Genomic DNA, 23,804 nt, shown 5'->3' on the forward strand with positions numbered 1-23,804 from the left:
AGCCGTGACGGTTTACCGGTAAACGAACTAACAGGATATGGCTGACGCCCCCGACAACCTGCTCGGCGCGTACCTGCGGGACCGCCGCGAGAAACTCGACCCGGCCGCGCTCGGGCTGCCGGCCACGCGCCGCCGCACGCCGGGCCTGCGGCGCGAGGAAGTCGCGCAGCGCGCGCATGTGAGCGCCGCGTGGTACACCTGGCTCGAACAGGGGCGCGGCGGCGCGCCGTCGGCCGACGTGCTCGACCGGCTCGCCCGCGCGCTGATGCTCAACGAGGCCGAGCGCGAGCACCTGTTCCTGCTCGGCGTCGGCCACCCGCCCGAAGTGCGCTATCACGCGCCGGCCAGCGTGACGCCGCGCCTGCAGCACGTGCTCGATTCGCTCGACGCGAGCCCGGCGATCATACGCACGGCGACCTGGGACGTCGCCGCGTGGAACGACGCAGCGGCCGCGACGCTGACCGACTACGCGACACTGCCGCCGGCCGCACGCAACATCCTGCGGCTGATCTTCGTCGACGCGCGCGTGCGCGCCGTGCAGCCGAACTGGGAGCGCATCGCGCGGTTCGCGGTCGGTGCGTTTCGTGCGGACGTCGCGCGCAGCGGCGCGACGCAGGCCGTGCAGGCGTTCGTCGACGAGATGCGCGCGACGAGCGCCGAATTCGACGCGATGTGGCGCGACCACGCAATCCATTCGCAGCACGAAGGCACGAAGGAGATCCGCCATCCGCAGGCCGGCCGGATCGCGTTCGAATATTCGGCGTTCACGGTCACCGGTCGCCCGGATCTGAGCCTCGTGATCTTCACGCCGGCGACGCAGGACGACCGCGCGCGGATCCGGGCGCTCGTCACGGCCCGCGAACGGGCACGCAGCACGGTGCAAGCGCCGGCCGTGTGACCGCGCACGGCTTTCCCGGAAGCTTGATTCCGCACGACACGGATCGACGGATCGCGAAGTAGTATGTGCCGTTCGATATCGACCACTGACGAACGCGCGCGGAAAACGCAAAGGGGCGTCGCGCGCGGATGCGCGACGCCCCTGATTCATTCACGGAAAAGTACCGACTATGCCGCGCGCTGCAGCAGATCCGTAGCGAAAGACTTCGCATGCGCGACGGCTTCCTGCGCGTCGCCGAATACGCCGAGCTGATCCCAGTGCTCTTCGGCCGCGTAGGTGCCTTTCACGGCGAGCGCCCGCTGGACGCTCAATTGCGCCGCGTACCGGCCATCGTCCAGCGGCCGGGCCTTCGCGACGACCTTGTGCGGCGGGCTGGCCCGCTCCGGCTGAACCAGCTCGACAGGGCCGCTGGCCGTGCCGATATTCATCAACTCGTTCCTGGCGTTGCAGTCGGGGCAGTAGAAGCACCAGCCCGCGTCCTCCTGATGGTGCCTGACCTGCCCGCGAGCCAGCACGGCACGACATTCGACGTTTTCGCAGATGAACGGCATCGCAGTCTCCGGAGTTGTTTGTCGGAAATCCTAGCATGTCCGCGGGCGGTCAACCATCGGCATCCGCATGATTGCCGCGCCGGGGTTTCGGCGGGTTACGGAGGCCCGGCCGCGGGAGCGTCGCCGCCTTCCGCTGCACTGCAAAATCGGCGCATTTCCCGGATCGGGAAGTAGCAGGCGCGACCGCGCGCCGGATCGTGCCCCACGCATTCTCGGAGAATCGTGCAAGAAATGCGGACTTGCGGAATAACGGTCACGCATGCTTCCGCGCGATGCTGTCGGTTCTTCATCTCCCACCGAGGAACGGACATGACCCGCCACGACATCGAACAGAAAGTAATCCTGATCACCGGCGCGAGCAGCGGCATCGGCGAAGCCACCGCCCGCTATCTGGGCGCGCGCGGTGCGCGCCTGATGCTCGGTGCGCGCCGCACCGAACGCCTTGCCGCGCTCGCCGACGACATTCGCGCCAATGGCGGCACCGCGGCCTGGCGCGCGCTCGACGTCACGCAGCGCGACGACAGCGTCGCCTTCGTCGACGCCGCGCTCGCCGAGTACGGGCAGATCGACGTCATCGTCAACAACGCGGGCGTCATGCCGCTGTCTCCGATGGCGTCGCTGAAGGTCGACGAGTGGGACCGCATGGTCGACGTGAACATCAAGGGTGTGCTGTACGGCATCGCGGCCGCCCTGCCGGTGATGAATCGGCAGGGCTTCGGCCAGATCGTCAACGTGTCGTCGATCGGCGGATTGCGGGTATCGCCGACGGCCGCCGTCTATTGCGCGACGAAATACGCGGTACGCGCGATCTCCGAAGGCTTGCGGCAGGAGAACGACAAGCTGCGCGTCACGTGCATCTGCCCGGGTGTCGTCACGTCCGAGCTGGCCGACACGATTACCGACCCGGTCGCCGCCGAAGCGATGACGCGATACCGCAGCATCGCGCTCGAACCCGACGCGATCGCGGCGGCCATCGCGTATGCGATCGCGCAGCCAGCCGATGTCGACGTGAACGAGATCGTCGTGCGTCCGACCGCGACGGTCGCGGGCTAGCGGACGACGCGTCTGCTCGAGGTCGCCCGGGATAAACTGTCGGCCCGACACCGAACCTGGAGATGCTCGATGTTGATCCGCGTTGCGACACTGGCCGATGCCGTCCCGCTCGCCGAATTGAAGCGCGATACGTTTCGCGAGACCTTTCTGCAGGACGGGTTCGGCATCGACTACCCGCCAGACGATCTGGCCGAGTACGAAGCCCGGACGTACTCGGTTGCGGCGATCGCCGAGCAGCTCGGCGACCCGCAGTGCCGGACGTGGGTCGCGGAAGGCGACGACGGCTCGCTGGTCGGATACGCGCATGCCGGGCCGTGCAAGCTTCCCCACCCGGACGTGGCGGACGGTGCGGGCGAGATCCATCAAATCTATCTGCGCCGCAGCACGCAGGGAACCGGCGCCGGACGGGCGTTGTTCGACGCCGCGCTCCAGTATCTCGCCGCGACGCGCCCCGGCCCGGTATGGCTGGGCGTGTGGTCGGGCAACGCGAAGGCCATCGCGTTCTACGAAAAGGCAGGCTTCAAGCGTGTCGGCACGTACGATTTCAAGGTCGGCGAATCGACCGATCTCGAGTTCATCTATCGTCGCTGACCGGCGCTTCCTGTCGGCATCGCGTGAACGCGGTGCAAACCGATACAGTCGATCGACGACGGCGTAAGCGACGCCCTGCCGTCGTTTCGAGCCAAATGGCACGATTCGAGGGTTCCCCGTAAAATCCGCCACTCCGGCGCCATCGACTCATTGCTTCGTCATGCATCGAATTGGATTCTTCGTTTGCCGCGGCTACGACGCGCTCGATCTCGGCGGGCCGCTGTCGGCCTTCAATCAGGTGGCCACGGCCGCCGGCTACACGCCCTACGATCTCCACGTCGTCTCGCCCTCCGGCGGCCCGATTCCCGGCAATACCGGCCTTTCGATCGACACGAAACCGATCGGCAGGCGCGCGTTCGACACCGTCGTGTTCGTCGGCGGCGATATCGCCCCGATGCAGACACCGGAAAATATCGCCGCCGCCAGCAAGCTGGCCGCCAACGCGTCGCGGGTGGCCAGCGTGTGCACGGGCGCATTTCTGCTGGCGGAAACCGGTTCGCTGGACGGCTTGAGAGCGGCGACGCACTGGCGCTACGCCGCGCAATTGCAGGCACGCTTCCCGCGCACGCGGGTGGACGGCGACAGTATCTACGTCGTCGATGGTCATGTCTGGACGTCGGCGGGCATCGCGTCCGGCATCGACCTCGCGCTCGGCATGATCGAACGGGATATGAGCACGGAGATCGCGCGCGAGGTCTCGCGGCTGCTGGTCGTTCCGTATCGGCGGCCCGGCGGGCAGTCGCAATTCTCCGCGATGTCGCGAATGGAGCCGGAATCGGATCGCATCCGCATCGCGCTGAATTTCGCCCGGGAACATCTGGCCGAAGCGTTGCCGGTCGAACGGCTCGCCGATGCCGCCAGCTTGAGTGTGCGACAGTTCGGGCGTGCGTTTCGCCGGGAAACCGGCGAAACGCCGGCGAGGGCCGTCGAGCGTTTGCGCGTCGAAGCAGCGAGGCTGCGCCTTCAGGGCGGCAGCGAACCGATCGAACAGATTGCGCTGGCGGTGGGATTCACCGATCCGGAACGGATGCGCCGAGCGTTCGTCAAGCTGCTTGGACACCCGCCGCAAGCGGTTCGTCGCGAGAGCAGGTCGAACGCAGCGCGCTGATCGGTCGCCTGCCGATCGGCGCGCTGCATGGCCCACTTCCCGCTAACCGGCTATGGGCGCGCGAGCACGTAGCGCGCCAATTCGCCGGCCGTCAGCGATAGTCAATCCTTGACCGGCGGGTAAGCGTTCCACATGTCGCGATGCAGCTTCCACGTGCCGCCCTGCTTCAGGAAGACGAGCGTCTGCTTGGCGCGGATCTTGAGCTTTCCCTCACCGTCTCGAACCTCCACGTCCGATACCTCCGTCACGACCCGGTCGTCACCGTAGAACTCGTCGTTGCTGAACGATACGGTGCCGGGTTTCGATCCGGCATACCCGTTGGTGAAGTACTCGGCGATCGCGCGGCGGCCCGTGACTTTGTCGCCTCCCGGCGGCAAGAGCGTACCGTCGTCGGTATAGAGGCGGCTTATCGCGTCGTAGTCCCCTCGCGCAAAGGCATCCGCCCAGCGCGTGTTCTCGGCCTTGATGGCCGCTTCGGGCGGGCGTTGCGCGCCACCGGCGATAGCCGGCGCCGTGAATGCAAAGAAGGACATGCACGCTGCAAACGCAGCAGTACGAAAATGAATCTGTCGCATCGAGTGAGTTCCGAATCGGGTTTGAATTGAAGAGGCGATGATCCGCACGCGTGGCCCGCAAGCGCGTCAACGAACGCCGGGAACGCGTGCGAGTCCCTTCGATGCGCCGGGCAGCTTCTTGTCGACCATCGCGACGAGTTCGGGCCGCGCATCTTTCGGATGACCGGAGTGGAACGGCGGATCGGGATCGTATTCGACGACGAGTTGCGTGTATTCGGCCGCCTGCCGGCCGCGCAGCTTCGCCGCCACGCGCAGCGCGAAATCGATGCCCGCCGTCACGCCGCCGCCGCTCATGAAGCGGCCGTCGTCGTCCTCGACGAAGCGATCGGGAACGGGAATCGCGCCATACTCGGACAGCTTGTTGAGGAAGGCCCAGTGGCAGGCGCTGCGCTTGCCGTCGAGCACGCCCGTCGCGGCGAGCACGAGCGAGCCGTTGCACACCGACGTCACGTGTCTAGCGCTTTCCGCCAGGCGCCGGATCTGCGCCTGATACGCCGGCCGCATCGGCGCCGACAAATTGGACCCGCCGGGCACGAGAATCATGTCGGTCTTGTCGATGTCGGCCAGCCGTTCGGTCTTGCCGTACACGACGCCGAATTCGAGCGTCACGTCGCCGCCATCGAGGCTCGCATAGCGCACGTTCGTATTCGGCAGCCGATGGAAGATCTCGCTGGGGCCCGCGAAGTCGAGCAGCGTGCCGCCGTCATAATTGACGATCAGGATATCGAACGGCTCGTTCGGCGCGAGCAGCCCTGCGCTGCCCGTCTGCGCCAGCGCAGGCGTGGCGTGCCCGAGCAACGCGCCGCCGCCCAGCGCGGCGCCGAGGGTGGCGGCGCTGCCGAACTTCAGGACATCGCGGCGCGAACGGCCTGCCCGCGTGAGTTGCCTGGCAGAGGCATGGTTATCGCTACTGTCGGTCAAGATGATTGCTCCTTGCACTTCGGCCCATCGGCGAGCGCAACCTCGCCGGGCCGGATGAAATAACCGCCACGGCGAACGGCGCGGCGAACGTGAAATCGGGATGGGGATGAGCCGGGATGGCGTGCCGGGCCCGGGAAGCGCGAAGCGCAAACTCAAAGCTGCGACGCGCCGCCATCGACGACCAGCTCCGTGCCGACGACGTACGACGATTCGTCGCTGGCGAGATAGAGCGCCGCGTATGCGATATCGTCGGCCTTGCCCATGCGGCCCGCCGGATTCGCTTCCGCGAATTCGGTCTTGCGGTCGCGCACCCATTCGTCAGGCTTGCCCCACTTCGAGAGCAGCGGCGTATCGATCGGGCCGGGCGCGATTGCGTTGAAACGGATTTTCCGGTCGAGAAATTCGTACGACCAACTGCGAGCCAACGATCGCACGGCGGCCTTCGCCGCCGCGGTCAGCGAGATGCCGTGCTTGCCGGTCTGCGCGACGAACGAGGTATTGAGGATCACCGACGAACCTTCGCGCAGGTACGGCAGCGCTGCTCGAAGCGTGTACACCACGCCCTTGACGTTGACGTCCATGATGTCGTCATAGAGCGTGTCGTCGATGTCGTCGACTGCGGACGGGAAGGCCCAGCCGGCATTGGCGAACACGGCATCGAGACCGCCGAACGTCTCGTTGGCCTCGGCAGCAATCGCGCGCATGTCGTCGAGCGACCGCACGTCGCCCTTGAGCACGACCGCATGCTTGCCGAGCTCCGCCTTCACGCGTTCGAATACGGTCTCGTCGCGCCCCGTCACCGCGACGCGCGCACCTTCCGCAATGAACAGCTTCGCGGTGGCGAGACCGATGCCGCTGGTGCCACCGGTGATCAACACCGACTTGTTCTCGAGCCTCATCTTCCGTTCCTTTTCATGTCCGCGATCGATCGGGCCGAATACGCGACGCGCGATGGCGTTTGCAGGCTGGTTCCGGCTTGATCGTCCACGTGAAGTATGGAACGGGAGGTCAATGGCGCAAAGGTCGTATAACCCTCAAAAAACGCCATTCGGTGCGAACGGGCGCGACACACCGGACGACATCGTTCGCGGTACGTCGATGGCGGCACGCGGCACGGCATGCGCGTTCGAGCGGACTACGCGGACGCCCGCAGCGCGCGCTGCCCTGCCGCGAATGCAGCGCCCGCGAATAGCGTCAGCGCGGAATACACGAGCCCGCGTGCGAGCCCCGCACTGTCCGACACCCAACCGATCGCGACCGGCCCCGCGATCTGCCCGAACGCGAAGACCGTCGTGAATGCGCTGATGCCCTTCGCCCAGCCGTCGGGCGGCAGGTTGTGCCGCACGAAGGCCGTCGTGGAGGCAACCGCCGACAGGAACGTCGCGCCGAACAGCAAGCCCGACGCGAACGCGGCCGCCGGATGCACGAACAGCGCGGGCATCAGCGTCGCGACGCCGAGCAGCGCGTTGAGCACGGCGAGTGCCTGGCCGCCGCGCATCCGGTCGAGCAGCCCCGACCACAGCCGCGCCGACACGACGGTCGCGACGCCGAGCATCACGTAGAAGGCGGCAACGACCGTGCCGCTCATCCCCGCACCACGCAGCAGCGCGACGATGAACGTCATGTAGCCGATATAGCCGACGCCGAACAGGCCGTAGCCGGCCAGCGCGAGTGCGAAGCGGGCGGGGCTCGCGGTCGCTGCCGGTTTCGCGCCGTCGCCCTGCCTGCCCGGCGCCGCATGTCCGTGCTCGATGCGGCGCGCGGCCGACACGGCCACCGCCGAGAACAGCACGCACGCGACCGCGAGTGCGAACCACGCCGGCTGCCAGCCGTGTACACGGTGCGCGAGCGTCGCCGGCACGAGCAGCGACGACGCGACGATGCCCCATCCGGTGCCGCCGTAATAGAGGCCGAGCAGCAGCCCTGCGTCGCGCGGCGCTGCGGATGCGAGCCGCGCGGCCAGCACGCCGCCGCTGATGAAGATCGACGCGCTGCCGATACCCGTCGCCAGCCGCTGCGCGAGCAGCGCGTGCATGTCCGACGTGAGCCCGCCCGCGGCCATCAGCACGGCGGTCAACACACAGCCGGCCGCGAGCAGCGTGCCCGCGCGCCAGCGGCGCGACAGCAGCGGAAAGGCAAGCGCACCGATCAGGTAGCCGGCCGCGTTCGCCGTGTTCAGCGCGCCGGCCTGCGCGAACGTCCAGCCGAGATCGGCCTTCATCGGCGGCAGCAGCAGCGCATACGAAAAGCGCGCGAGGCCGAGCGCGATCGCGCTGCCGAGCGACAGACGGATTGCGAGCCGCCACGCGGCCATGCGGCCGGGATCGGTTGCGCCGGCGTCCGGCCGCGAGCGGCCGGCACGCTCCGGTTGCGGCACTGCGCGCATCGGGAGTGTCTCCATCGTTGTTCGATTCCGGGGCTTTCGCCGCCGTCGGTCGATCATACTTGAGCCGCCGTGAAACCGGCATGCGCTGCCGGCAAAAACCCGCCAGCCGACGCTGGCACGCACTACCGCCCGAGTCCGGCCACGAATGCCTCGAACAGCGCGCGCCCTTCGGGCCACCCGCCCAACCCCGAGGCCGCGTTCAGATGGCCGCGTGCGCCAAGCAGAAGCGGCGTCGCGCCCCGTTCCGCGACCCATTCCAGCGCGCGCCCCGACGGATCGTACGGATCGTCCGTGCTCGCGATCGCCAGCACCGGCATGCGCCCGAACCGACCGCTCGGCAGGTTCGCGAACGCGGCGGCGGCAACCGGAAAGCGCGGCCCTGCCGGATCGGGCACGGCCACGAGAAACGCGCCGCGCACCGGGCGCGCCGAAACCGCATGCCAATACGCGAACAACAAGCAGCCCAGCGAATGACCAATCACGAGCGGGGGCGCCGCCGCGCTCGCCACGGCCGCGTCCAGCGCCGCTGTCCAGTCGGTCAGGTCGGGCGCATCCCACGAAGCCGGCGCGATACGCGCGGCGCCGGGAAACATCGTCTCCCAATGACTCTGCCAATGATCCGGTCCCGAATTCCCGATACCCGGCACGATCACGATCGCCTGATCCATCACGCCCTCCGTCAACGAAAAGCCAGAGTGTGACCACGCGCCGGCCGGCACGGAATGGCAAGTCATCGGTTATTGAGACAAAATGCCGATGAATCAACGGTACCGGAGGACCGTCATGCCGGATGAAGTACTGGATCGCCTGGATCTGGCGATCCTCGAAGCACTGCAGGAGAACGCGCGAACGCCGTTATCGGAGGTGGGCAGGCGCATCGGGCTGTCGCAGCCCGCGACCTCGGAGCGCGTCAAGCGGCTGGAAGAACGCGGCATCATCGCCGGCTACGGCGCACGGATCGATCCGGCGGCGCTGGGGTTGGGCATGATGGCCATCATCCGGCTCAAAACGACTCACGAGCACATCAAACCGGCGCTGCGCACGTTCGCCGAGATGCCGCATGTCATCGAAGTCCACCGCATGACCGGCGACGACTGCTTTCTGCTGAAGGTGCTGGTGCCGACACCGGGCCAGCTCGAAACCCTCATCGACGCGATTGCCCGCTTCGGCGCGGTCACGACTTCGCTGGTGCTGCGCTCCGAACCGACCAAAGCGATCGGAAAGGCGTTGCTGGGATGACGTGCGGATCGGCTGCGTGACACATGAATCGGCGGACCGGTTCGAGCGCCAGGCGATCGCGCACGCGGTCTTCGCGAATGACATAAAGCGCAGCAATCCGGGCAATTGAATTCAAATTAAAAATAACCGAATTGATTTCGTCGATCCGGATTTCTTCAAATAAAAAATGATGCGCGATCTGTCGCTCGTTTTATCCGGTTTTTCCAATATTTGAACCGCAAATGACTCATGTTTAGCACGTCACGGCTAAAAACATTGCAACGCATTGCATTCGAAAAATCATCAGACTAATATCGACGCCACTCGTCCGGCATTCACGAAATCCCGAACGAGGAGCGGCAATATTTTTTGCCGCGCTTTCATGTTGAATCACTCATGTTCACCACAGGAGAATTGACATGCAGGAAACTCAGCAGATCGAATTGCTTGACTGGATGCAGGAAGACACGCACCCCGAGGCCGTCGACATGATGGTCGAGGACGCCGTGGTGCCGTTCGGCACCGCGCTCTGGCCGGTCTGAGCGGGCCACCCGTTCTCGCGGAAGGGCCGCGGCCCTTCCGCCGCTTCCGGAGATACGCATGCTGAACCTGCACCGCGCGCTCGGCTTTCACCCGGCGCTGCGCGACAAGCTGGCACGCGGCGAATCGGGAAAACTGCTGGTCGGCTACGACACCCGCAATCGCGACGTCGCGTTGCGCGCCTTTTCCGCCCTGCCCGACTCACTCGCCGCGATCACCCTCTGCCTCGAAAGCACCCCGCCCGCCGACATCGCCGCCGCGCTCGTCGACGCCGACCTGTTCGTGCTGCTGTACGACTCGTCGTGCCTGCCGACGCCGTCGCCGAGCGGGCCGCCGTTCCTCGCCGCGATCCGCCCTGCGATCGTCGAGCACTGGAACAAGTCGGTTTTGTTCAAGGATTACGGCCCGCATCTCGACGAGGCGTTCGCCGAATCGCTCGACGACATCGCCGCACGCAACGGCCGGCTGATCGAGGCCGCCGCGCGCGCGTCGCAGATCCGCTTCGTCGACGAAGCCGGCAACGCACTGAAGGGCTCGCTCGCGCCCGACCAGAAATGGACGAGCGTGGACGGCATGGGCAACCTCGACGTCGTGCCCGGCGAGATCGCGACGCACGTGACCGACCTCAACGGCTCGGTCGTGTTCAGCGGCACGTTTCTCGGCACCGTGCCGTTCGCGATCAAGTACAAGGTGGCCGAGCGGCTCGCCACGCTGCATGTCGAACACAGCATGATCGTCGATTTCGACACCGACGATGCGGGCTTCCGGCGCGATTTCTCGACCTATCTCGATCGGCACGCGAATCACCGGCGGATCGAGGAATTCGGCATCGGCACGAACCTCGGCATACGCGGCCTGTACGGCCGCAACGCGGGGTTCGAGGAACGCCACCCGGGGCTGCATCTGGGGCTTGGCGGCGGCGAAAACGGCAGCCACCATCTCGACCTGATCTTCGCGCGCGGCACGCTCGCGTTCGACGAACGGATCGTGTTCGACGGCGCGTTCGCCGTCTGACGCAGCGGCGGATTGCTCAGGCTTCGGCGGCCACCGCGTCGCCGAGCCACTTGAACATCACGAAGCAGTCGACGAAGCCGAGCCGCGCGTGACGATATGCGCGCGGCAGCCGGCCGACGATCTCGAATCCCAGCTTCTGCCACAGCGCGACCGCGACCTCGTTCGTCGCAACCACCGAATTGAACTGCATCGCGAGAAAACCACGCTCGCGCGCCACCTGCTGCGAGTGCTCGCACATCAGGCGCGCGACGCCGCGTCCGCGCGCGGCCTCGCTCACCATGTAGCCGCAGTTGCTCACGTGCTTGCCGGGGCCGGCCGCGTTCGCCTTCAGGTAATACGAGCCGAGCACCACGCCGTCCTCCTCGGCGATCCACGTGCAGAGCGACGCGTCGAGCCACAATGCGCGTGCCGCTTCCGGTGTCGGGTCGGGATCGAATGCGTAGGTTTCCTGAGCAGCGACGATGGCGCGGTAGGTCGGCCAGAAACGCGCGAAATCGTCGTCGGTCATCGGGCGGATCGTGATCATGCGGGGGCTCTCTTGAAGGTGATGTCGACAGGCAAGTCAGGCAAACGAGCGATCGTACCGCGATTCATCGCGGGTCGCGTGCTCTCAGCGCCGCGCCGCACCGCGATACGCGCCCGGCGGCACGCCGTGTCAGCGCGTGGACGCCTGCGAAAAGCTGGACGGATCGCCGAAGCCGAGCCGCTCGGCCGCGGCGCGCGCCCCTTCATCGCACCATCGATACCGGCCGTTTGGCCGAATCGTCACGCGCCACACCGGATGAAAAAATGATCGTCGGCCGGGAAGCGAGCGCCATGCCCTGACATCCCGAGCCATGGAGACGCCGCATGCGCGTCGGCCACCCAGCCATTGCGATGCGACGTCTCGCTCCATTTACTTATTTGTAGTTTATAAGTTACAATGCCTTCCAGGTTCGAACTGCTTCGCTATCAGCGCGACGACGGTCGCGAGCCTTTCACCGAATGGCTGAACGCCGTGCGTGACAAGCTCGCGCAGGCACGAATCCGCGAACGCCTGCGCCGTGTGCAGGCCGGCAATTTCGGCGGCTGCGAGCCGGTCGGCGAAGCCGTGATCGAACTGCGCGTCCATGTCGGCGCCGGCTACCGCGGGTATTTCGGTCGGCACGGCAGCGCCTTGGTGTTGCTGCTGTCCGGCGGCGACAAGGCCTGTCAGTCCGACGACATCAGGCGCGCCAAGGAACACTGGTCGAACTGGAAACGGAGGCAAACATGAACAAGCTCAAAGGCGCGGTATCGCACCACGACGCGGAAGTCGCCGAACTCGGCGCCGATCGCGAGCTCGCGGTCGCCTATCTGCGCGTCGCGATGGAATCGCTCGACGATCCGGAGAACCGCGCGGCCGGGCTGCTCGCGCTGCGCACGGTCGCGGAAGCGTACGGCGGGCTCGGCGCCGTCGCGGCCGAGGCCGGCATCAGCCGCGAATCGCTGTATCGCACGCTGTCCCCGAGCGGCAACCCGACGCTGAAAACCCTGCTCGCGGTGCTCAAGACCGTCGGCCTGCGCCTGTCCGTCGTTCCCGCGCAGCCGTCGCACGCTTGAGGGCCGCACGTCACGCCCTGCCCATTCACGGCTTCACCATCCAGACCAGCAATATCTCGTCCGGCACGGCCGTCGTCCCCGCCGGCGGATGCTCGATCCTCGGCTCGACCGCCAACGCGTGCGCAATCGCCGCCGCATCGTCGATCGTCGTCGTGTGCACGAGCGTCATCAGCCGCGCCGGCCGGCGCAGCGTTTCGCGATACAGCGCGCCGTACCACAGCGGCCGCATGCCGAGCGCATCCTGCAACACGTACGGATAACGCCACAACCGCAGCACGAAGCGGCTTTCCGGGTGGGCCGGATCGACGCGGACGAACACGCGCCGCGTGCTTTCGCCATGGGTATAGCGCGGCAGTACGGGCAGCGTGTCGACGGGCGCCTGCGGCGCCAGCCAGCGCAGTGCGGTGGCCGGCGACCACGGCGTCGCGCGCTGCCAGCCGGCCTGCGCGAGATGACGGACGAGCGTGTCCGACGTCGCGCTCCATTGCAGCGGCAGATATTCCTCGCGGTCGCCGCCGATCTCGGTGCGCCGCGTCGGCACGCGCTGCCACCCGCCGTGCAGCCACTGGTCGACGGTCATCGCGACCACATCGCCGACATGCGGACGCGCCGCGCGATCGCGCTGCCATTGCGCGGGCACCGTCCATACGCCGGCCGTCGCGAGCACGACGACGACTGCGACGAGCGCACCTCGCGGCTGCACGTGCTCGCGCACGCGCCAGTACGCATGGGCGCCGGCGAGCAACGCGAACCACGCGAGCCCGAGGCTCCAGCCACCCAGCAGGCCCGACAGCCAGGTATCGCCGACATACAGCCGCGCGAAGCCGCCGAGCACGATCCACAGCACGACCGCCGTCACGACCGGAATGCGCCACAGCGCGGGCCGGTCGCGCGCGATCAGCCAGCCGAGGCCGCTGCTCGCGAGGATCGCGAAGGCGGCGTCGGCATCGGGCAGCGGCACGTGCAGCGCACCGGGCGGCAGGCTCGCGGGCGTCGCGCCGGGCACGCCCGCGCCGAACACCGGCACGAGCACGACGGCGACGCCGACCGTCGCGAGCCACCACGCGGCCGTCAGCCAGCAGCGATGGATCATCAGCCAGACGAGCAACGCGGCCGCGACGATCAGCCCCGTGTCGTGCCCATGCAGGATGGCGAGCGCACTCATCGCGGCGTCCGCGGGCGGCGTGCGCAGGTTCTGCAGGAACGCATACAGCGCGATGTCCGCATGCATCAGCGGATCGTTCGCGACGACGTCCTGCACGATCCCCGCGAACAACCACACGCAGCCGATGAACAACAGCGCGAGCACGGGCACCGCGCCCGGCAATCCGCGCAGGTACGCGATGCCGTCGTGCAGCCGCGCGCCGAACCGCGGCCAGCGGCGCGCGCATGCATGCACGGCGTCGGCGAGCGCGCGGCACAACAACGGCCATCCGCGCCGCAGCGCGACGCGCACGCCGATCCACACGAGCGCGACCAGCGCGGCCACGACCAGCAGGATCGCGGCGACCCGCACGCTGATCGCCGCGGCGAGCGCGGCCGACGCGCCGAACAGGATGCCGGGTGCGATGTGGACAGGCGCCCACACGAGCGCAGAGATCACGTTGACCGGATAGAACGACCGGCGCGGCAGCGTCGCGCAGCCGACGACGACCGGCACGACCGCACGCACCGGCGCGAGAAAGCGCGCGAGCACGATGCTCTTCGTCCCGTGACGCAGCACGAACTCCTCGCCGCGCGCGTAGGCGCTCGCGTAGCCGAAGCGCGCCCACGCGTTGCGGATCATCCCGCGGTAACGTCGCCCGAGTTCGTAGCTGATCCCGTCGCCGATCACCGCGCCGACGGCCGCGACGCCGATCGTCGCCCATGCGTCGAGCGCGCCCGCGCCGATCAACGCACCGGCCGCGAACATCACGGCGCCGGCCGGCACGATCGTGCCGATCAGCGCGATCGCCTCGGCACAGGCAGCCACGAACACGATCGCCAGCACGAGCAGCGGATGCGCGCCGATCGCGCCGATCCACGCGTGGATCGTGTCGCTCATCGCACACTCCCGGACGGGGCGGCCCGGTGCGCGAACGGCGGGCCGGCAGGGGGATTGGAGACGTTCATCGCGACATGCGCACGCTCGCGCCGGTGGCGGGGTCAGGGATCAATCGAACTCGTGTTGCCGCGCGTCGGCCTCGAGCGGTGCGTCGTGGTAGCCGACCGTCGCGATCTCGTGCAGATAGCGCGCAAGAAACGCGCCGATCGAGCCGGCGGCCTCGTATTGATGCACGTGCCGGAATTCGTGCGTCAGCAGGCGGCGCGTGTCGTGCCCGCGCAGCACGTACACCGCGTGACCGAGCGTGAGGCCGATCGTCCCGGGCGACAGCAGCCCCGTGTCGCGGGCGATCGCAGCGAGCGTCGGCGTGTCGGGAAACGGCATGCGATCGACCGCCACCACGCGGATCCGGTCCGGTTGCACGACGCCCACCGTGCGCGCGTCGTCAGCTTGGGCCGGCGTCAGCGGCGCACCCAGCGCGAGCCCGCGCGCCGCCTCCGCTTCGGCCCATGCGACGGCGGCGGGCAGTGCGGACGGCAGGATATCGGCAAGGTCGATCATTGCAGGGGCTCCTCGGTTCGCGCGGGTGGCATCGGGCACCAGTTTAGTCCCGAATCGGAACGGGTCGCGGGACGGCTCCCGTGATGCCGCGCCGGCCGCGATCTGGTACAGCGATCACCACGGAATACCCTGTTCGGATACGCGTCGCACCGTACCCTTTCCCGGGGATTTCGCGAACGCGTACCGTTTTCGGGTTCGGAGGCACATATTGGTCAGAAGAACGGCCGCGGCGACAACCGGACGGCAACGCGCGTCATCCCGAAGAGGGTCGCTGGAAGATGATCAAGGTAATTCTGGCTGACGATCACGTGGTCATGCGGGACGGACTGCGTCACATCCAGAAAAGCGCGCAGTTGAACGATGCGAACGAACGGCTCGAACAGCGCGCTGCCGCGTGCACTGCGCAACTGAGCGCGTCGAACCGCGACCTGCGGCGCGAAGTCGAGGAGCGCGTGCGCGCGGAACGGGCGCTGCAGGCGTCGCGCGACGAGCTGCGCGGGATCGCCGCGATCAGCGCCAGCGCGCGCGAAGCCGAGCAGCGCCGCATCGCGCGCGAACTGCACGACGAACTGGCGCAGACGCTCGCGACGCTGAAGAACGATCTCGAATGGCTGATCGACCCGGCCCCCATCAAGCCTGCGCCGCCACCATCCCGCGCTCCGACCGCGTCCACGCGACCAGCGCGCCGATGCCGAGCAGTGCGAGGCACACGATCGGCACGATCATCGGCCCGAACGCGGTGCCCGTCATCTTGCCCGCGAACGGCATCAGGTTCTGGCTGAAGAAGCCGCCGAGGTTGCCGATCGAGTTGATCGCCGCGACGCTCGCAGCCGCCCGCGCACCGGTGAAATAGCGCGGCGGCATCGACCAGAAGCACGGGTACAACAGCGGAATGCACGCGCCGCCGAGCACGAGCGCGATGAAGCGCAGCGGCGTCGACGGCAGCACGAGGCTCAACAGGAAGCCGAGCGCGCCCAGCGCCGCGACGATCGCGATCGTACGCAGGATGCTCTTCGCGCGACGCAGCTTCGCCGGCAGCCACAGCAGCAGCAACACCGCGAGCGCCCACGGCAGCATGCTCAGGAACCCGTTCGTCGTGCTCGACACGCCGAACGATTTCACGAGCGTCGGCAGCCAGTACGTGACGCCGTACAGCGACGTCGACATCAGCATGTAGGTCGCCGCGAACAGCATCACGCGCGGATCGAGCAGCGCCTTCCACGGCTGACCGTGCTCGGCCTGTGCCGGCTTCTCGCGCTCCAGCGCGGCCGCGACGATCTGCTTCTCGCGCTCGTCGAGGAACGGCGCTTCGCGGAACGACGCGGGCAGCACGCGAAACACGACGATCGCGACGATCACCGCCGGAATGCCCGTCGCGACGAACACCCACTGCCAGCCCGCCAGCCCCCACACGCCGTTCAGGCTCAGCAGCGCGCCGCCGACCAGCGAGCCGAGCATGTTCGCGAGCGCGCTGCCGAGCGTGAAGATGCCGAGCACCTTCGCGCGGTAGCTCTGCGGGAACCACAGCGTCAGGTAATAGATCACGCCCGGATAGAAGCCGGCCTCGGCGATGCCGAGCAGGAAGCGCAGCGAGCAGAACACGGGCATCGACGTCGTGAAGCCCATCAGCACCGTGATGAGCCCCCACGTCAGCATGATCCGCGCGAGCCACACGCGTGCGCCGTAGCGATGCAGCGCGAGCGTGCTCGGTACCTCGAACAGCAGGTAGCCGATGAAGAACAGCGACGACGCGAGCCCGAACGCGGCTTCCGTCATGCCGAGGCTGTGCACCATCTGCAGTTTCGCGAACCCGACGTTCTGCCGGTCGATGAACGCGATCAGGAACATCACGACGAGGATAGGCATCAGGCGCCGCGCCATCTTCGACATGATGCGCCGTTCTTCGGCGGACGCGGGGTCCAGGGTATCGGTAGCGTTCACTTCAGGCTCCTTGCGTGAATCGGTTGCGTATCGGTTGTATATCGGTTGAAACGGCGTCGCGCGCGACGAACGCGCCGGCGTCGGGTGGTTCGATGCATGGCATCGGATCGCGGCAAACGCGGCTCAACCCGACCGGTAGTCGTCGAGCATCGGCGCGAACATCTCGTGCCACGCGCGCGGCTTCGCCTTGATCGTACCGGCCAGGTACAGGAATTCGACGTAGTCCATCAGCTGGTTCGGCAGCACCGAGAAACGCGTATCGGGCGCGGCGAGCATTCGCATCACGTCGTCGTGCGACACGCCGACGCCCGACGACGCCGCGTAGAGCGCGGCCGCCGCGCGCGGGTCCTGCGCGATCAGGCGGTTCGCTTCGTCGAGCGCGCCGAGAAACGCGACGGCCAGCGCAGGCTGCGCATCGACGAGCCGCTTCGGCGCGAACACGACGTCGAGCGTCAGCGGGCCGAGCACGTCGACCGAACTCACGACGCGATGAATGCCCGGCTGCCGCAATTCGAGCGTCGAGAACGGCGGCGACGTGAAATGCGCGGTCACGCCGTTCTCGCGGCGGATCAGCGCCTGCATCGCCTGCGGATGCGGCAGGTTCACGGTGATCGAATCGAGCTGCGCGAAATGCCTGGCGCCAAGCTGCCGGCTCGCGACCATCTGCAGCACGACCGCCGACAGCGACGTGCGGATGCCCGGCACCGCGATCCGGTCCGACGGCGTGAAGTCGCGAAGCGACACGAGGCCCGGCCGGTTCGCGTTCAGCGACAGCGACGTAGTCGACAGCCCGCTGATGCCAATCACCTCGACGTTCGGAATGCCGCGCGCCCGCGCCCACAGTTCGATGAACCCCGGCGCGCCGGCGCCCGCGAAATCGAGCGTGCCGGCCATCATCGCGTCGTTGACGGAATTGCCGCCGTCGAGCAGCACCCATTCGACCGCGACGTCGCGCACGCCGTGGCGCGCCGCATGCCGCTCGAACAGCCGCTGCTTTTCCATCACGAGCAGCGGCAGGTACAGCACGCCATAGCCTTTCGAGATCCGCACCGTGCGCGGCTTCGCGCACACCAGCGCCGGCGCGGCGAGCACGCCGAGCCCGGCGGCGATCAGTGCGCGGCGGCGCGGCGACGCCGTCATGCGCGCGCCGCCGTGCGGCGGGCGGCCAGCGGCCACGCGCAGGCCGGCGTGGCGCCGCGGCGCGCGTTCGTCGTGCCCGTGACATGCTGCATGTTGCCGTCTCCTTGAATATTTCTGGTATTAATGCCGTCCTTGCATCCTGCTTCCGGCTCGACACAGGTTATCGACCGAGTCTGAGAAAATGCTGACATCCCGGCTCCGGGAAAACCCCTAATCCACCTACCTGCAAACGGCACCATGCGCATTCTCGTCGTGGAGGACGATGCCGAAATCGGCGCGGCGATCCGCAGCCGCCTGGCCCGGCTCGGCCACGCCGTCGATCTCGAAACCGACGGCGCGACCGCGAACGGGCTGCTACGCGTCGAGCGCTTCGATCTCGTCGTGCTCGATGCGAACCTGCCCGGCATGGATGGCTTCACCGTGCTGCGCAACCTGCGCGCGTCGGGCAGCACGACGCCCGTGCTGCTCGTCACCGCCCGCTCGGCGATCGACGACCGCGTGAGCGGCCTCGGCCTCGGCGCCGACGACTACCTCGTGAAGCCGTTCGACTATCGCGAACTCGACGCGCGCGTGCAAGCGCTCCTGCGCCGCAACAGCGGTCACGCAAACGACGTGCTGACGCTCGGCGGCCTCGTGATCGACCGCAGCAGTCGCCTCGCGGAACTCGACGGCCAGCCGCTGTCGCTGTCGCGCCAGGAATTCGCGCTGCTCGAAATCCTCGCGAGCCGACCGCAACGCATCTTCTCGAAGGAAGAACTGCTGAATCAGTTGTTCAGCTTCGGCAACGAACCGACCGCGAACGCGGTCGAGCAATACGTGACGCGCGTGCGCCGGAAGCTGCAGGGCAGCTCCGTCGAGATCCGCACCGCGCGCGGGATGGGGTATCAGATTGCCGCGCATTGACTGGTTCCCGAAGACGCTGTTCGGGCGCACGCTGCTGTTCATCGCGCTCGTCGTCGCGACCGGCGCGCTCGCGCTCGCGGCGATCGCGCGCTACTACGCGGGCGTCGCGGCCGAACGCGCGTACGACCAGTTGCTGGCGGGCGCGTCGATCCAGGTCGCGGAAAACCTCTATGTACAAGGCGGCGTGCTCGCGCTGAATCCGCCGGTCGCCGCGCTGTCGACGCTGTCGCGCTACGACCTCGTCTACTACAAGGTCGTCGATTCGCGCGGCGTGGTCGTGGCCGGCTACAACGATCTCGCGAGCGCCGCGACGCTCGCCGCCGCGAAGCAGGGCCCCGCGTTCGCGAATGCCGTCTACCAGGGGCACCCGATCCGCACCGCGACGATCGCCCGCTACATGCCCGAGGAAAGCACGCCGGGCTGGGCGCTCGTGACGGTTGCGCAGACAACCAACGCGCGCCAGCAGTTGACGAACGACATGAGCATCAAGGTGTGGACGCTGATCCTGCTGATGAGCGTGCTCGCGATCGGCGCGAGCGGCCTCGCGATCCGGCGCGGCCTGCGCCCGCTCGCGCGGATCGGCACGATCATCGCCGCGCGCGACCCGGCCGACCTGCGGCCCGTGGCCGTCGATACGCCGAGCGAGATCGACGCGATCATCGGGTCGATCAACGGGCTGATGCGACGGCTCGCGGAGCGGATCAACGCGATGCAGCGCTTCATCGCCGACGCCGCCCACCAGATGCGCACGCCGCTCGCGCGGCTCGACGCGCAGATCGAACTGCTCGACGGCGAAACCGATCCCGCGCGCCGTGCGGCGCGCCTCGATGCGCTGCGCGCGACTTGTTCGGACGTCGGCCGGCTCACCGGTCAGTTGCTCAATCATGCGATGGTGATTCATCGCACCGAGGCCGTGCCGCTGCAACCCGTCGAACTCGTCGCGCTCGCGAAAGAGGTGCTGGGCCGTACGATTCCGCTCGCCGGCGAGCGCGACGTGGCCGTTGCGTTCGCGAGCGATGCGCCGCATGCATGGATCGACGGCGATGCGATCAGTCTTCAGGAAGCGCTGTCGAACGTGCTGCACAACGCGCTGCTGCACGGCCATGCGGACGACATCGTCGTGTCGGTCGCGACCATCGGCAACGCGGATCGGGCGGTGACGCTGACCGTCACCGACAACGGGCGCGGGATGCCGCGCGAGCACTGGGACGCGGCCCTGCAACCGTTCGTGCGGATCGCGCCGGACGGCAGCGAGCGTCGCACGGGGTCGGGACTCGGGCTCGCGATCGTGCAGGAAGTGATGAAGGCGCACGGCGGGCGCGTGGGGTTCGCGTTTCCCGATACGGGCGGGTTCGCGGTGGTGTTGACGTTTCCGTGCGCGACAGGAACCGCCGCAGAAACGCGCCATGGACCGTCAGCACCTGAGCGCGCGGCGTGACGCAGCCCCCTGCCCGCGTCACGCCTTGTGCGTCGACAACAAAATGCTCGTCTCGGTATTCGCGATCCCGTCGATCAACCGGATCGCGCCGAGTACGCGATCGAAGTGCTCGAGCGAATCGGCATGCAGTTCGGCGACGAGATCCCAGCGGCCGTTGGTGCTGTGGATCGACGCGACGTTCGGATGCCCGCGCAGCACCTTCACCACTTCCGCGCCGCGATTGCCCTGCACCGCGATCGACATCAGCGCGCGGATCCGGTGCCGTTCGGCCGCCGGCTTGAGCCGCACCGTATAGCCGACGATCACGCCGTTCTTCTCCAGCCGCGTCAGCCGGCTCTGCACGGTCGCACGCGCCACGCGCAATGCCTTCGCCAACGCGACGACGGGCAGTCGCGCGTTGTCGCGCAGCAGCGCGATGAGCTCGCGGTCGACGCTCGACGCTCGACGCTCGACGCTCGACGCTCGACGCTCGACGCTCGACGCTCGGCAGGATACTTCGATCTCCAAACGAGATCGAAGCATCCTGTCCTGTTTTCAATCGGCCAGCAGCTTCAACCCCGCCGGCAGCGTCTCGCCGAACACGCGCACCGTATCGGCTTCGTCGAACGCGATCGCTTCACGAACCATGTCGATCCACGCCGCCGACGCATTCGCGGCCGACAGGCGCTTGATGACGGCTTCGCGCGTGTCGTCCGGCAGGTCGCGCGAGCGGTCGCCCGTCATCCGCGCAATCTGTGCCGCTGCGAACGCCGCGGGCTCGACCTGCTTCCAGTCGAGCGCGAACAGCGCATCGAGCCAGCCAATGACGATTTCCGGCGGCACGACGCCATGCGCGCTGCCGTAGAACGGCCGCCTTGCTCCGATCCGCCCGAGCGCCCACGCACACAACGCCCGTTCGGCCGGCTTCTGCAATTGCGCGATCAGGCGCTCGGCGAGCTCGACCTTGCGCTCGACGGGCAGCCGTTCGAGCGACGCGGACAGCCGCGTCATGTCGGCCGGCCCGACTTTGGCCGGATCGAACGGCAGCTTGCGCCGCTTGTCGTCGGACGGTTCGAGGAACGCGATCGCGTCGCGCACCTGCGCTTGCGCATCGTCGTCGAGGCCGCCGGCCACGCGCCGCCACAGCGTCCACCACTCGGACCACACCTGGGCGTCGGTCACGTATTGAATGCCGTCGTCGAACAGCGGCCATAGCTGCTCGATGCGCCACGCATCGAGCGGATGGCCGAAACCCGGACGCAGGCAATACCCGGCAAGATTCAGCCAGGCGCGCTCGTGATCGGCCGAGCGACGCCGCCGCCGCGCCCGCGCAAGCAAAGCGTCGAACAGTTCGCGTGCGAGCGCGACGTCCCAGTCTTCGCGCGCGCCGAGCACCTGTTCGAGTTGCGTGCGCAACCGGCGCGTGTCCTTCGGCGTCACGCCTGCGGCCTTGCTGCCGAACGAGCGCTCGATCAGCGCGATCGCCTGGTCGAGACGCGGATGCCGCGTGGCCGCGGCATCGTCGCCGTGAACCGGCGCATCGCCGCGCAACTGGAATTCGAGCCGCCAGCGGCGCGCCGCGTCGTCAGTCGCGATGCAATGCATTTCGAGCGTGCCGACCTCGGTCAGCGACGCGGTGAGCTTCACCGGCGTCTCGCGCGCGTCGCTGCCCGCCTTCGCATCGACGACCGTCGCGATCGGCGGTAGCCGCACGAAATCGCCGCCGTCGAGATCGACGAGATCGCCGGGTCGATATTGCATGTCGGCCACCGTCGACACGAGGTGAAAACGCACCGGCTGCCCGAGTTGCAGCGCGAACGTGCGATCGTCGAGCCGGATCTCGCGGCCCTCCTCCGCGCCGCGCGGCAACAGGCAGACGCCGCGTGCGGCCGAATCGTCCGCACCATCGTCGAGCACGAGGAAATAGCTGCGCGCGGAGCCGCCGCCGATACGCGGCGCATGGCCGGCACGCGCGAGTCCGTAGGCCACCGCGCCGCGCGCGACGGCCACATCGGGATGCGCGTTGTGCAGTACGTCGAGCGGCGCGCCGCGCCACGTGCCGAGTGTCTGCGCGAGACGGCCGGCGAGCGCGCGCGCACGGAACACGCCGCCGTTGAGCAGCAGCGTGTCCGGCAGCGGGCCTTGCGCATGACGCTTCAGGAACGCGGCGACGTGGCGCGTGACGGCCGCGTCGCTCGCATACGGCAAGCCGAATTCGACGATCGCCGCGCGCGCACGGCGCGGCAGTTCGCCGGCATCGACCTGCGGAAAGAACCCGTCGACGACGATCTGCTCGACTTCCTGCCGTGTCAGCTCGGCCGAGCGCGCGCCGCCGACGAGCTTGCTGCCCGCGCCGAGCAGCGTGACGGTGACGGACGCCGGCGCGTCGTCGCCGAGCAGCCGCTCCTTGGCCGCGCGGCAGCGCTCGACGAGTTGCGACAGGCTCGCGGCCGACAGCCGCGTACCGGGTTCGGTCAGCCGCGTCTCGACCAGGCGCGCGAGCGCGAGGTCCATGTTGTCGCCGCCGAGCATCAGGTGATTACCGACGCCGACGCGCGTGAAGGTCGGCTCTCCGTCGCCGCCCGGCGCGACGTCGACGAGCGTGAGGTCGGTCGTGCCGCCGCCGACGTCACAGATCAGCACGCGCCGCGCGGCGGCGAACGTCTCGCGCAACGTGTCGCGCTGACCGTACAGCCAGTCGTAGAACGCGGCCTGCGGCTCTTCCAGCAATCGCAGCGCCGGCAGCTTCGCGCGTCGCGCGGCCTCGACGGTCAACGCGCGCGCGCCGTCGTCGAACGACGCGGGCACCGTCAGGATCACGTCCTGCTCCGCGAGCGGCGCATCGGGAAAGTGCGCGTCCCACGCGTCGCGCACATGCGCGAGATAGCTCGCGCTCGCATCGACCGGCGACACCTTGTCGACGCCGTCGGCCGCGCCCCACGGCAGGATCGCCGCGAGCCGGTCGACCGCCGCGTGCGACAGCCAGCTCTTCGCGCTCGACACGAGCCGGCCCGGCACCTGCGCGCCGAGCGTGCGCGCGTAGCGGCCGATCACGGCCGGCGGCGCGTCGTCCGCCCCGCCGTCACGGCCAGCCGCCCCGCCGTCACGGCCGCCGCCCGAATGGGCGAGCGCGCCGCGCGCGCCAGCCGCGTGCCACGGCAAACGCAGCGCGTCCGGCGGCAACTCGCCCGCCGCCGGGTGATAGCGCACCGACGGCAACAGCGGCTGCGCGGCCACAGCGCCCGGCCCGACCAGTTGCTCGACGTCGAACACGCGGATCGCGTCGGAACCGGCCTCGACGTATGCGACGACGGTGTTGCTCGTGCCGAGGTCGATGCCGACCGTATAACGCTTCATCGCGC

The 23,804-nt window shown here is 68.2% G+C and carries 24 protein-coding genes and 1 pseudogene; 12 read left to right on the forward strand and 13 right to left on the reverse strand.

Going from position 1 to position 23,804, the window contains the following annotated elements; all coding sequences use genetic code 11:
• Nucleotides 1-37 precede the first annotated feature (37 nt).
• Nucleotides 38-898 (forward strand): helix-turn-helix transcriptional regulator, encoded by an 861-nt coding sequence (locus WT24_RS28055; RefSeq protein ID WP_060036463.1) that lies wholly within the window; start codon nucleotides 38-40, stop codon nucleotides 896-898.
• A 167-nt stretch (nucleotides 899-1,065) separates the two neighbouring features.
• Here WT24_RS28055 and WT24_RS28060 read toward each other — a convergent pair whose 3' ends face one another.
• The gene (locus WT24_RS28060; protein WP_059504231.1) at nucleotides 1,066-1,449 is read right to left on the reverse strand and encodes a hypothetical protein; all 384 of its coding nucleotides are present in this window, start codon (nucleotides 1,447-1,449) and stop codon (nucleotides 1,066-1,068) included.
• Between the two features lie 309 nt (nucleotides 1,450-1,758).
• Here WT24_RS28060 and WT24_RS28065 point away from each other — a divergent pair, with 309 nt between their 5' ends.
• The 3 genes from WT24_RS28065 to WT24_RS28075 all read left to right on the forward strand — a co-directional run bounded on the left by WT24_RS28065 (nucleotide 1,759) and on the right by WT24_RS28075 (nucleotide 4,201).
• Nucleotides 1,759-2,502, forward strand: a complete 744-nt coding sequence (locus WT24_RS28065) for an SDR family oxidoreductase (protein WP_060036464.1) — start codon at nucleotides 1,759-1,761, stop codon at nucleotides 2,500-2,502.
• Between the two features lie 69 nt (nucleotides 2,503-2,571).
• Nucleotides 2,572-3,093 (forward strand): GNAT family N-acetyltransferase, encoded by a 522-nt coding sequence (locus WT24_RS28070; RefSeq protein WP_059504235.1) that lies wholly within the window; start codon nucleotides 2,572-2,574, stop codon nucleotides 3,091-3,093.
• A 160-nt stretch (nucleotides 3,094-3,253) separates the two neighbouring features.
• Entirely contained in the window at nucleotides 3,254-4,201 is a 948-nt protein-coding gene (locus WT24_RS28075) for a GlxA family transcriptional regulator (RefSeq protein WP_060036465.1), read from the forward strand.
• A gap of 101 nt (nucleotides 4,202-4,302) precedes the next feature.
• Here WT24_RS28075 and WT24_RS28080 read toward each other — a convergent pair whose 3' ends face one another.
• The 5 genes from WT24_RS28080 to WT24_RS28100 form a co-directional block, all read right to left on the reverse strand.
• Nucleotides 4,303-4,776, reverse strand: a complete 474-nt coding sequence (locus tag WT24_RS28080; protein ID WP_060036466.1) for an SgcJ/EcaC family oxidoreductase — start codon at nucleotides 4,774-4,776, stop codon at nucleotides 4,303-4,305.
• 66 nt (nucleotides 4,777-4,842) lie between these two features.
• Entirely contained in the window at nucleotides 4,843-5,697 is an 855-nt protein-coding gene (locus WT24_RS28085) for a DJ-1/PfpI family protein (RefSeq protein WP_060036467.1), read from the reverse strand.
• A gap of 152 nt (nucleotides 5,698-5,849) precedes the next feature.
• Complete coding sequence (locus WT24_RS28090) at nucleotides 5,850-6,596, reverse strand: SDR family oxidoreductase (RefSeq protein WP_060036468.1); 747 nt, start codon at nucleotides 6,594-6,596, stop codon at nucleotides 5,850-5,852.
• A gap of 236 nt (nucleotides 6,597-6,832) precedes the next feature.
• The gene (locus tag WT24_RS28095) at nucleotides 6,833-8,083 is read right to left on the reverse strand and encodes a YbfB/YjiJ family MFS transporter (protein ID WP_059794701.1); all 1,251 of its coding nucleotides are present in this window, start codon (nucleotides 8,081-8,083) and stop codon (nucleotides 6,833-6,835) included.
• 122 nt (nucleotides 8,084-8,205) lie between these two features.
• Nucleotides 8,206-8,751: an alpha/beta hydrolase gene (locus tag WT24_RS28100; protein ID WP_060036469.1), complete on the reverse strand. Its 546-nt coding sequence runs from the start codon at nucleotides 8,749-8,751 to the stop codon at nucleotides 8,206-8,208.
• 115 nt (nucleotides 8,752-8,866) lie between these two features.
• On the opposite strand from WT24_RS28100, the gene WT24_RS28105 reads away from it, so the two are divergent.
• The 3 genes from WT24_RS28105 to WT24_RS28115 all read left to right on the forward strand — a co-directional run bounded on the left by WT24_RS28105 (nucleotide 8,867) and on the right by WT24_RS28115 (nucleotide 10,855).
• Nucleotides 8,867-9,322: an Lrp/AsnC family transcriptional regulator gene (locus tag WT24_RS28105; protein WP_059504248.1), complete on the forward strand. Its 456-nt coding sequence runs from the start codon at nucleotides 8,867-8,869 to the stop codon at nucleotides 9,320-9,322.
• 398 nt (nucleotides 9,323-9,720) lie between these two features.
• Complete coding sequence (locus WT24_RS35505) at nucleotides 9,721-9,843, forward strand: hypothetical protein (RefSeq protein WP_006479692.1); 123 nt, start codon at nucleotides 9,721-9,723, stop codon at nucleotides 9,841-9,843.
• Between the two features lie 58 nt (nucleotides 9,844-9,901).
• On the forward strand, nucleotides 9,902-10,855 hold the full coding sequence (locus WT24_RS28115; RefSeq protein ID WP_060036470.1) for a hypothetical protein: 954 nt from the start codon (nucleotides 9,902-9,904) through the stop codon (nucleotides 10,853-10,855).
• Nucleotides 10,856-10,871: 16 nt separating this feature from the next.
• Here the strand turns inward: WT24_RS28115 and WT24_RS28120 are convergent, their stop codons facing one another.
• Nucleotides 10,872-11,381 carry a GNAT family N-acetyltransferase gene (locus tag WT24_RS28120; protein ID WP_060036471.1) on the reverse strand — a complete coding sequence of 170 codons (510 nt, stop codon included), beginning with the start codon at nucleotides 11,379-11,381 and terminating at the stop codon, nucleotides 10,872-10,874.
• A 396-nt stretch (nucleotides 11,382-11,777) separates the two neighbouring features.
• Between WT24_RS28120 and WT24_RS28125 the strand changes: the two genes are divergently transcribed.
• Both WT24_RS28125 and WT24_RS28130 read left to right on the forward strand, forming a co-directional pair.
• On the forward strand, nucleotides 11,778-12,110 hold the full coding sequence (locus tag WT24_RS28125) for a type II toxin-antitoxin system RelE/ParE family toxin (protein ID WP_060036472.1): 333 nt from the start codon (nucleotides 11,778-11,780) through the stop codon (nucleotides 12,108-12,110).
• Complete coding sequence (locus WT24_RS28130; protein ID WP_034205450.1) at nucleotides 12,107-12,436, forward strand: DNA-binding protein; 330 nt, start codon at nucleotides 12,107-12,109, stop codon at nucleotides 12,434-12,436. Before WT24_RS28125 ends, WT24_RS28130 begins: the two co-directional genes overlap by 4 nt.
• A gap of 25 nt (nucleotides 12,437-12,461) precedes the next feature.
• Here the strand turns inward: WT24_RS28130 and WT24_RS28135 are convergent, their stop codons facing one another.
• Nucleotides 12,462-14,480 (reverse strand): VTT domain-containing protein, encoded by a 2,019-nt coding sequence (locus WT24_RS28135; protein ID WP_060036474.1) that lies wholly within the window; start codon nucleotides 14,478-14,480, stop codon nucleotides 12,462-12,464.
• Nucleotides 14,481-14,588: 108 nt separating this feature from the next.
• Nucleotides 14,589-15,041 carry a hypothetical protein gene (locus WT24_RS28140; RefSeq protein WP_059794718.1) on the reverse strand — a complete coding sequence of 151 codons (453 nt, stop codon included), beginning with the start codon at nucleotides 15,039-15,041 and terminating at the stop codon, nucleotides 14,589-14,591.
• A 335-nt stretch (nucleotides 15,042-15,376) separates the two neighbouring features.
• On the opposite strand from WT24_RS28140, the pseudogene WT24_RS33795 reads away from it, so the two are divergent.
• Nucleotides 15,377-15,775 (forward strand): annotated as a pseudogene (locus WT24_RS33795) (histidine kinase); the annotation flags it as partial.
• Here the strand turns inward: WT24_RS33795 and WT24_RS28150 are convergent.
• Nucleotides 15,672-16,982: an MFS transporter gene (locus WT24_RS28150; protein WP_059504257.1), complete on the reverse strand. Its 1,311-nt coding sequence runs from the start codon at nucleotides 16,980-16,982 to the stop codon at nucleotides 15,672-15,674. The pseudogene WT24_RS33795 and the gene WT24_RS28150 overlap by 104 nt on opposite strands.
• A gap of 123 nt (nucleotides 16,983-17,105) precedes the next feature.
• Nucleotides 17,106-18,122 (reverse strand): ABC transporter substrate-binding protein, encoded by a 1,017-nt coding sequence (locus WT24_RS28155; protein ID WP_060036654.1) that lies wholly within the window; start codon nucleotides 18,120-18,122, stop codon nucleotides 17,106-17,108.
• Nucleotides 18,123-18,359: 237 nt separating this feature from the next.
• Between WT24_RS28155 and WT24_RS28160 the strand changes: the two genes are divergently transcribed.
• Nucleotides 18,360-19,025: a response regulator transcription factor gene (locus tag WT24_RS28160; RefSeq protein ID WP_027782307.1), complete on the forward strand. Its 666-nt coding sequence runs from the start codon at nucleotides 18,360-18,362 to the stop codon at nucleotides 19,023-19,025.
• Nucleotides 19,012-20,463: a sensor histidine kinase gene (locus WT24_RS28165; RefSeq protein ID WP_060036476.1), complete on the forward strand. Its 1,452-nt coding sequence runs from the start codon at nucleotides 19,012-19,014 to the stop codon at nucleotides 20,461-20,463. Before WT24_RS28160 ends, WT24_RS28165 begins: the two co-directional genes overlap by 14 nt.
• Before the next feature lie 18 nt (nucleotides 20,464-20,481).
• Here the strand turns inward: WT24_RS28165 and WT24_RS28170 are convergent, their stop codons facing one another.
• Both WT24_RS28170 and WT24_RS28175 read right to left on the reverse strand, forming a co-directional pair.
• On the reverse strand, nucleotides 20,482-20,970 hold the full coding sequence (locus WT24_RS28170; protein ID WP_257127574.1) for an Lrp/AsnC family transcriptional regulator: 489 nt from the start codon (nucleotides 20,968-20,970) through the stop codon (nucleotides 20,482-20,484).
• 27 nt (nucleotides 20,971-20,997) lie between these two features.
• The gene (locus WT24_RS28175) at nucleotides 20,998-23,799 is read right to left on the reverse strand and encodes an Hsp70 family protein (protein ID WP_060036478.1); all 2,802 of its coding nucleotides are present in this window, start codon (nucleotides 23,797-23,799) and stop codon (nucleotides 20,998-21,000) included.
• Between the last annotated feature and the right edge of the window lie 5 nt (nucleotides 23,800-23,804).

This window comes from Burkholderia sp. MSMB1078WGS (assembly GCF_001528895.1).
Classification (GTDB): Bacteria; Pseudomonadota; Gammaproteobacteria; order Burkholderiales; family Burkholderiaceae; genus Burkholderia.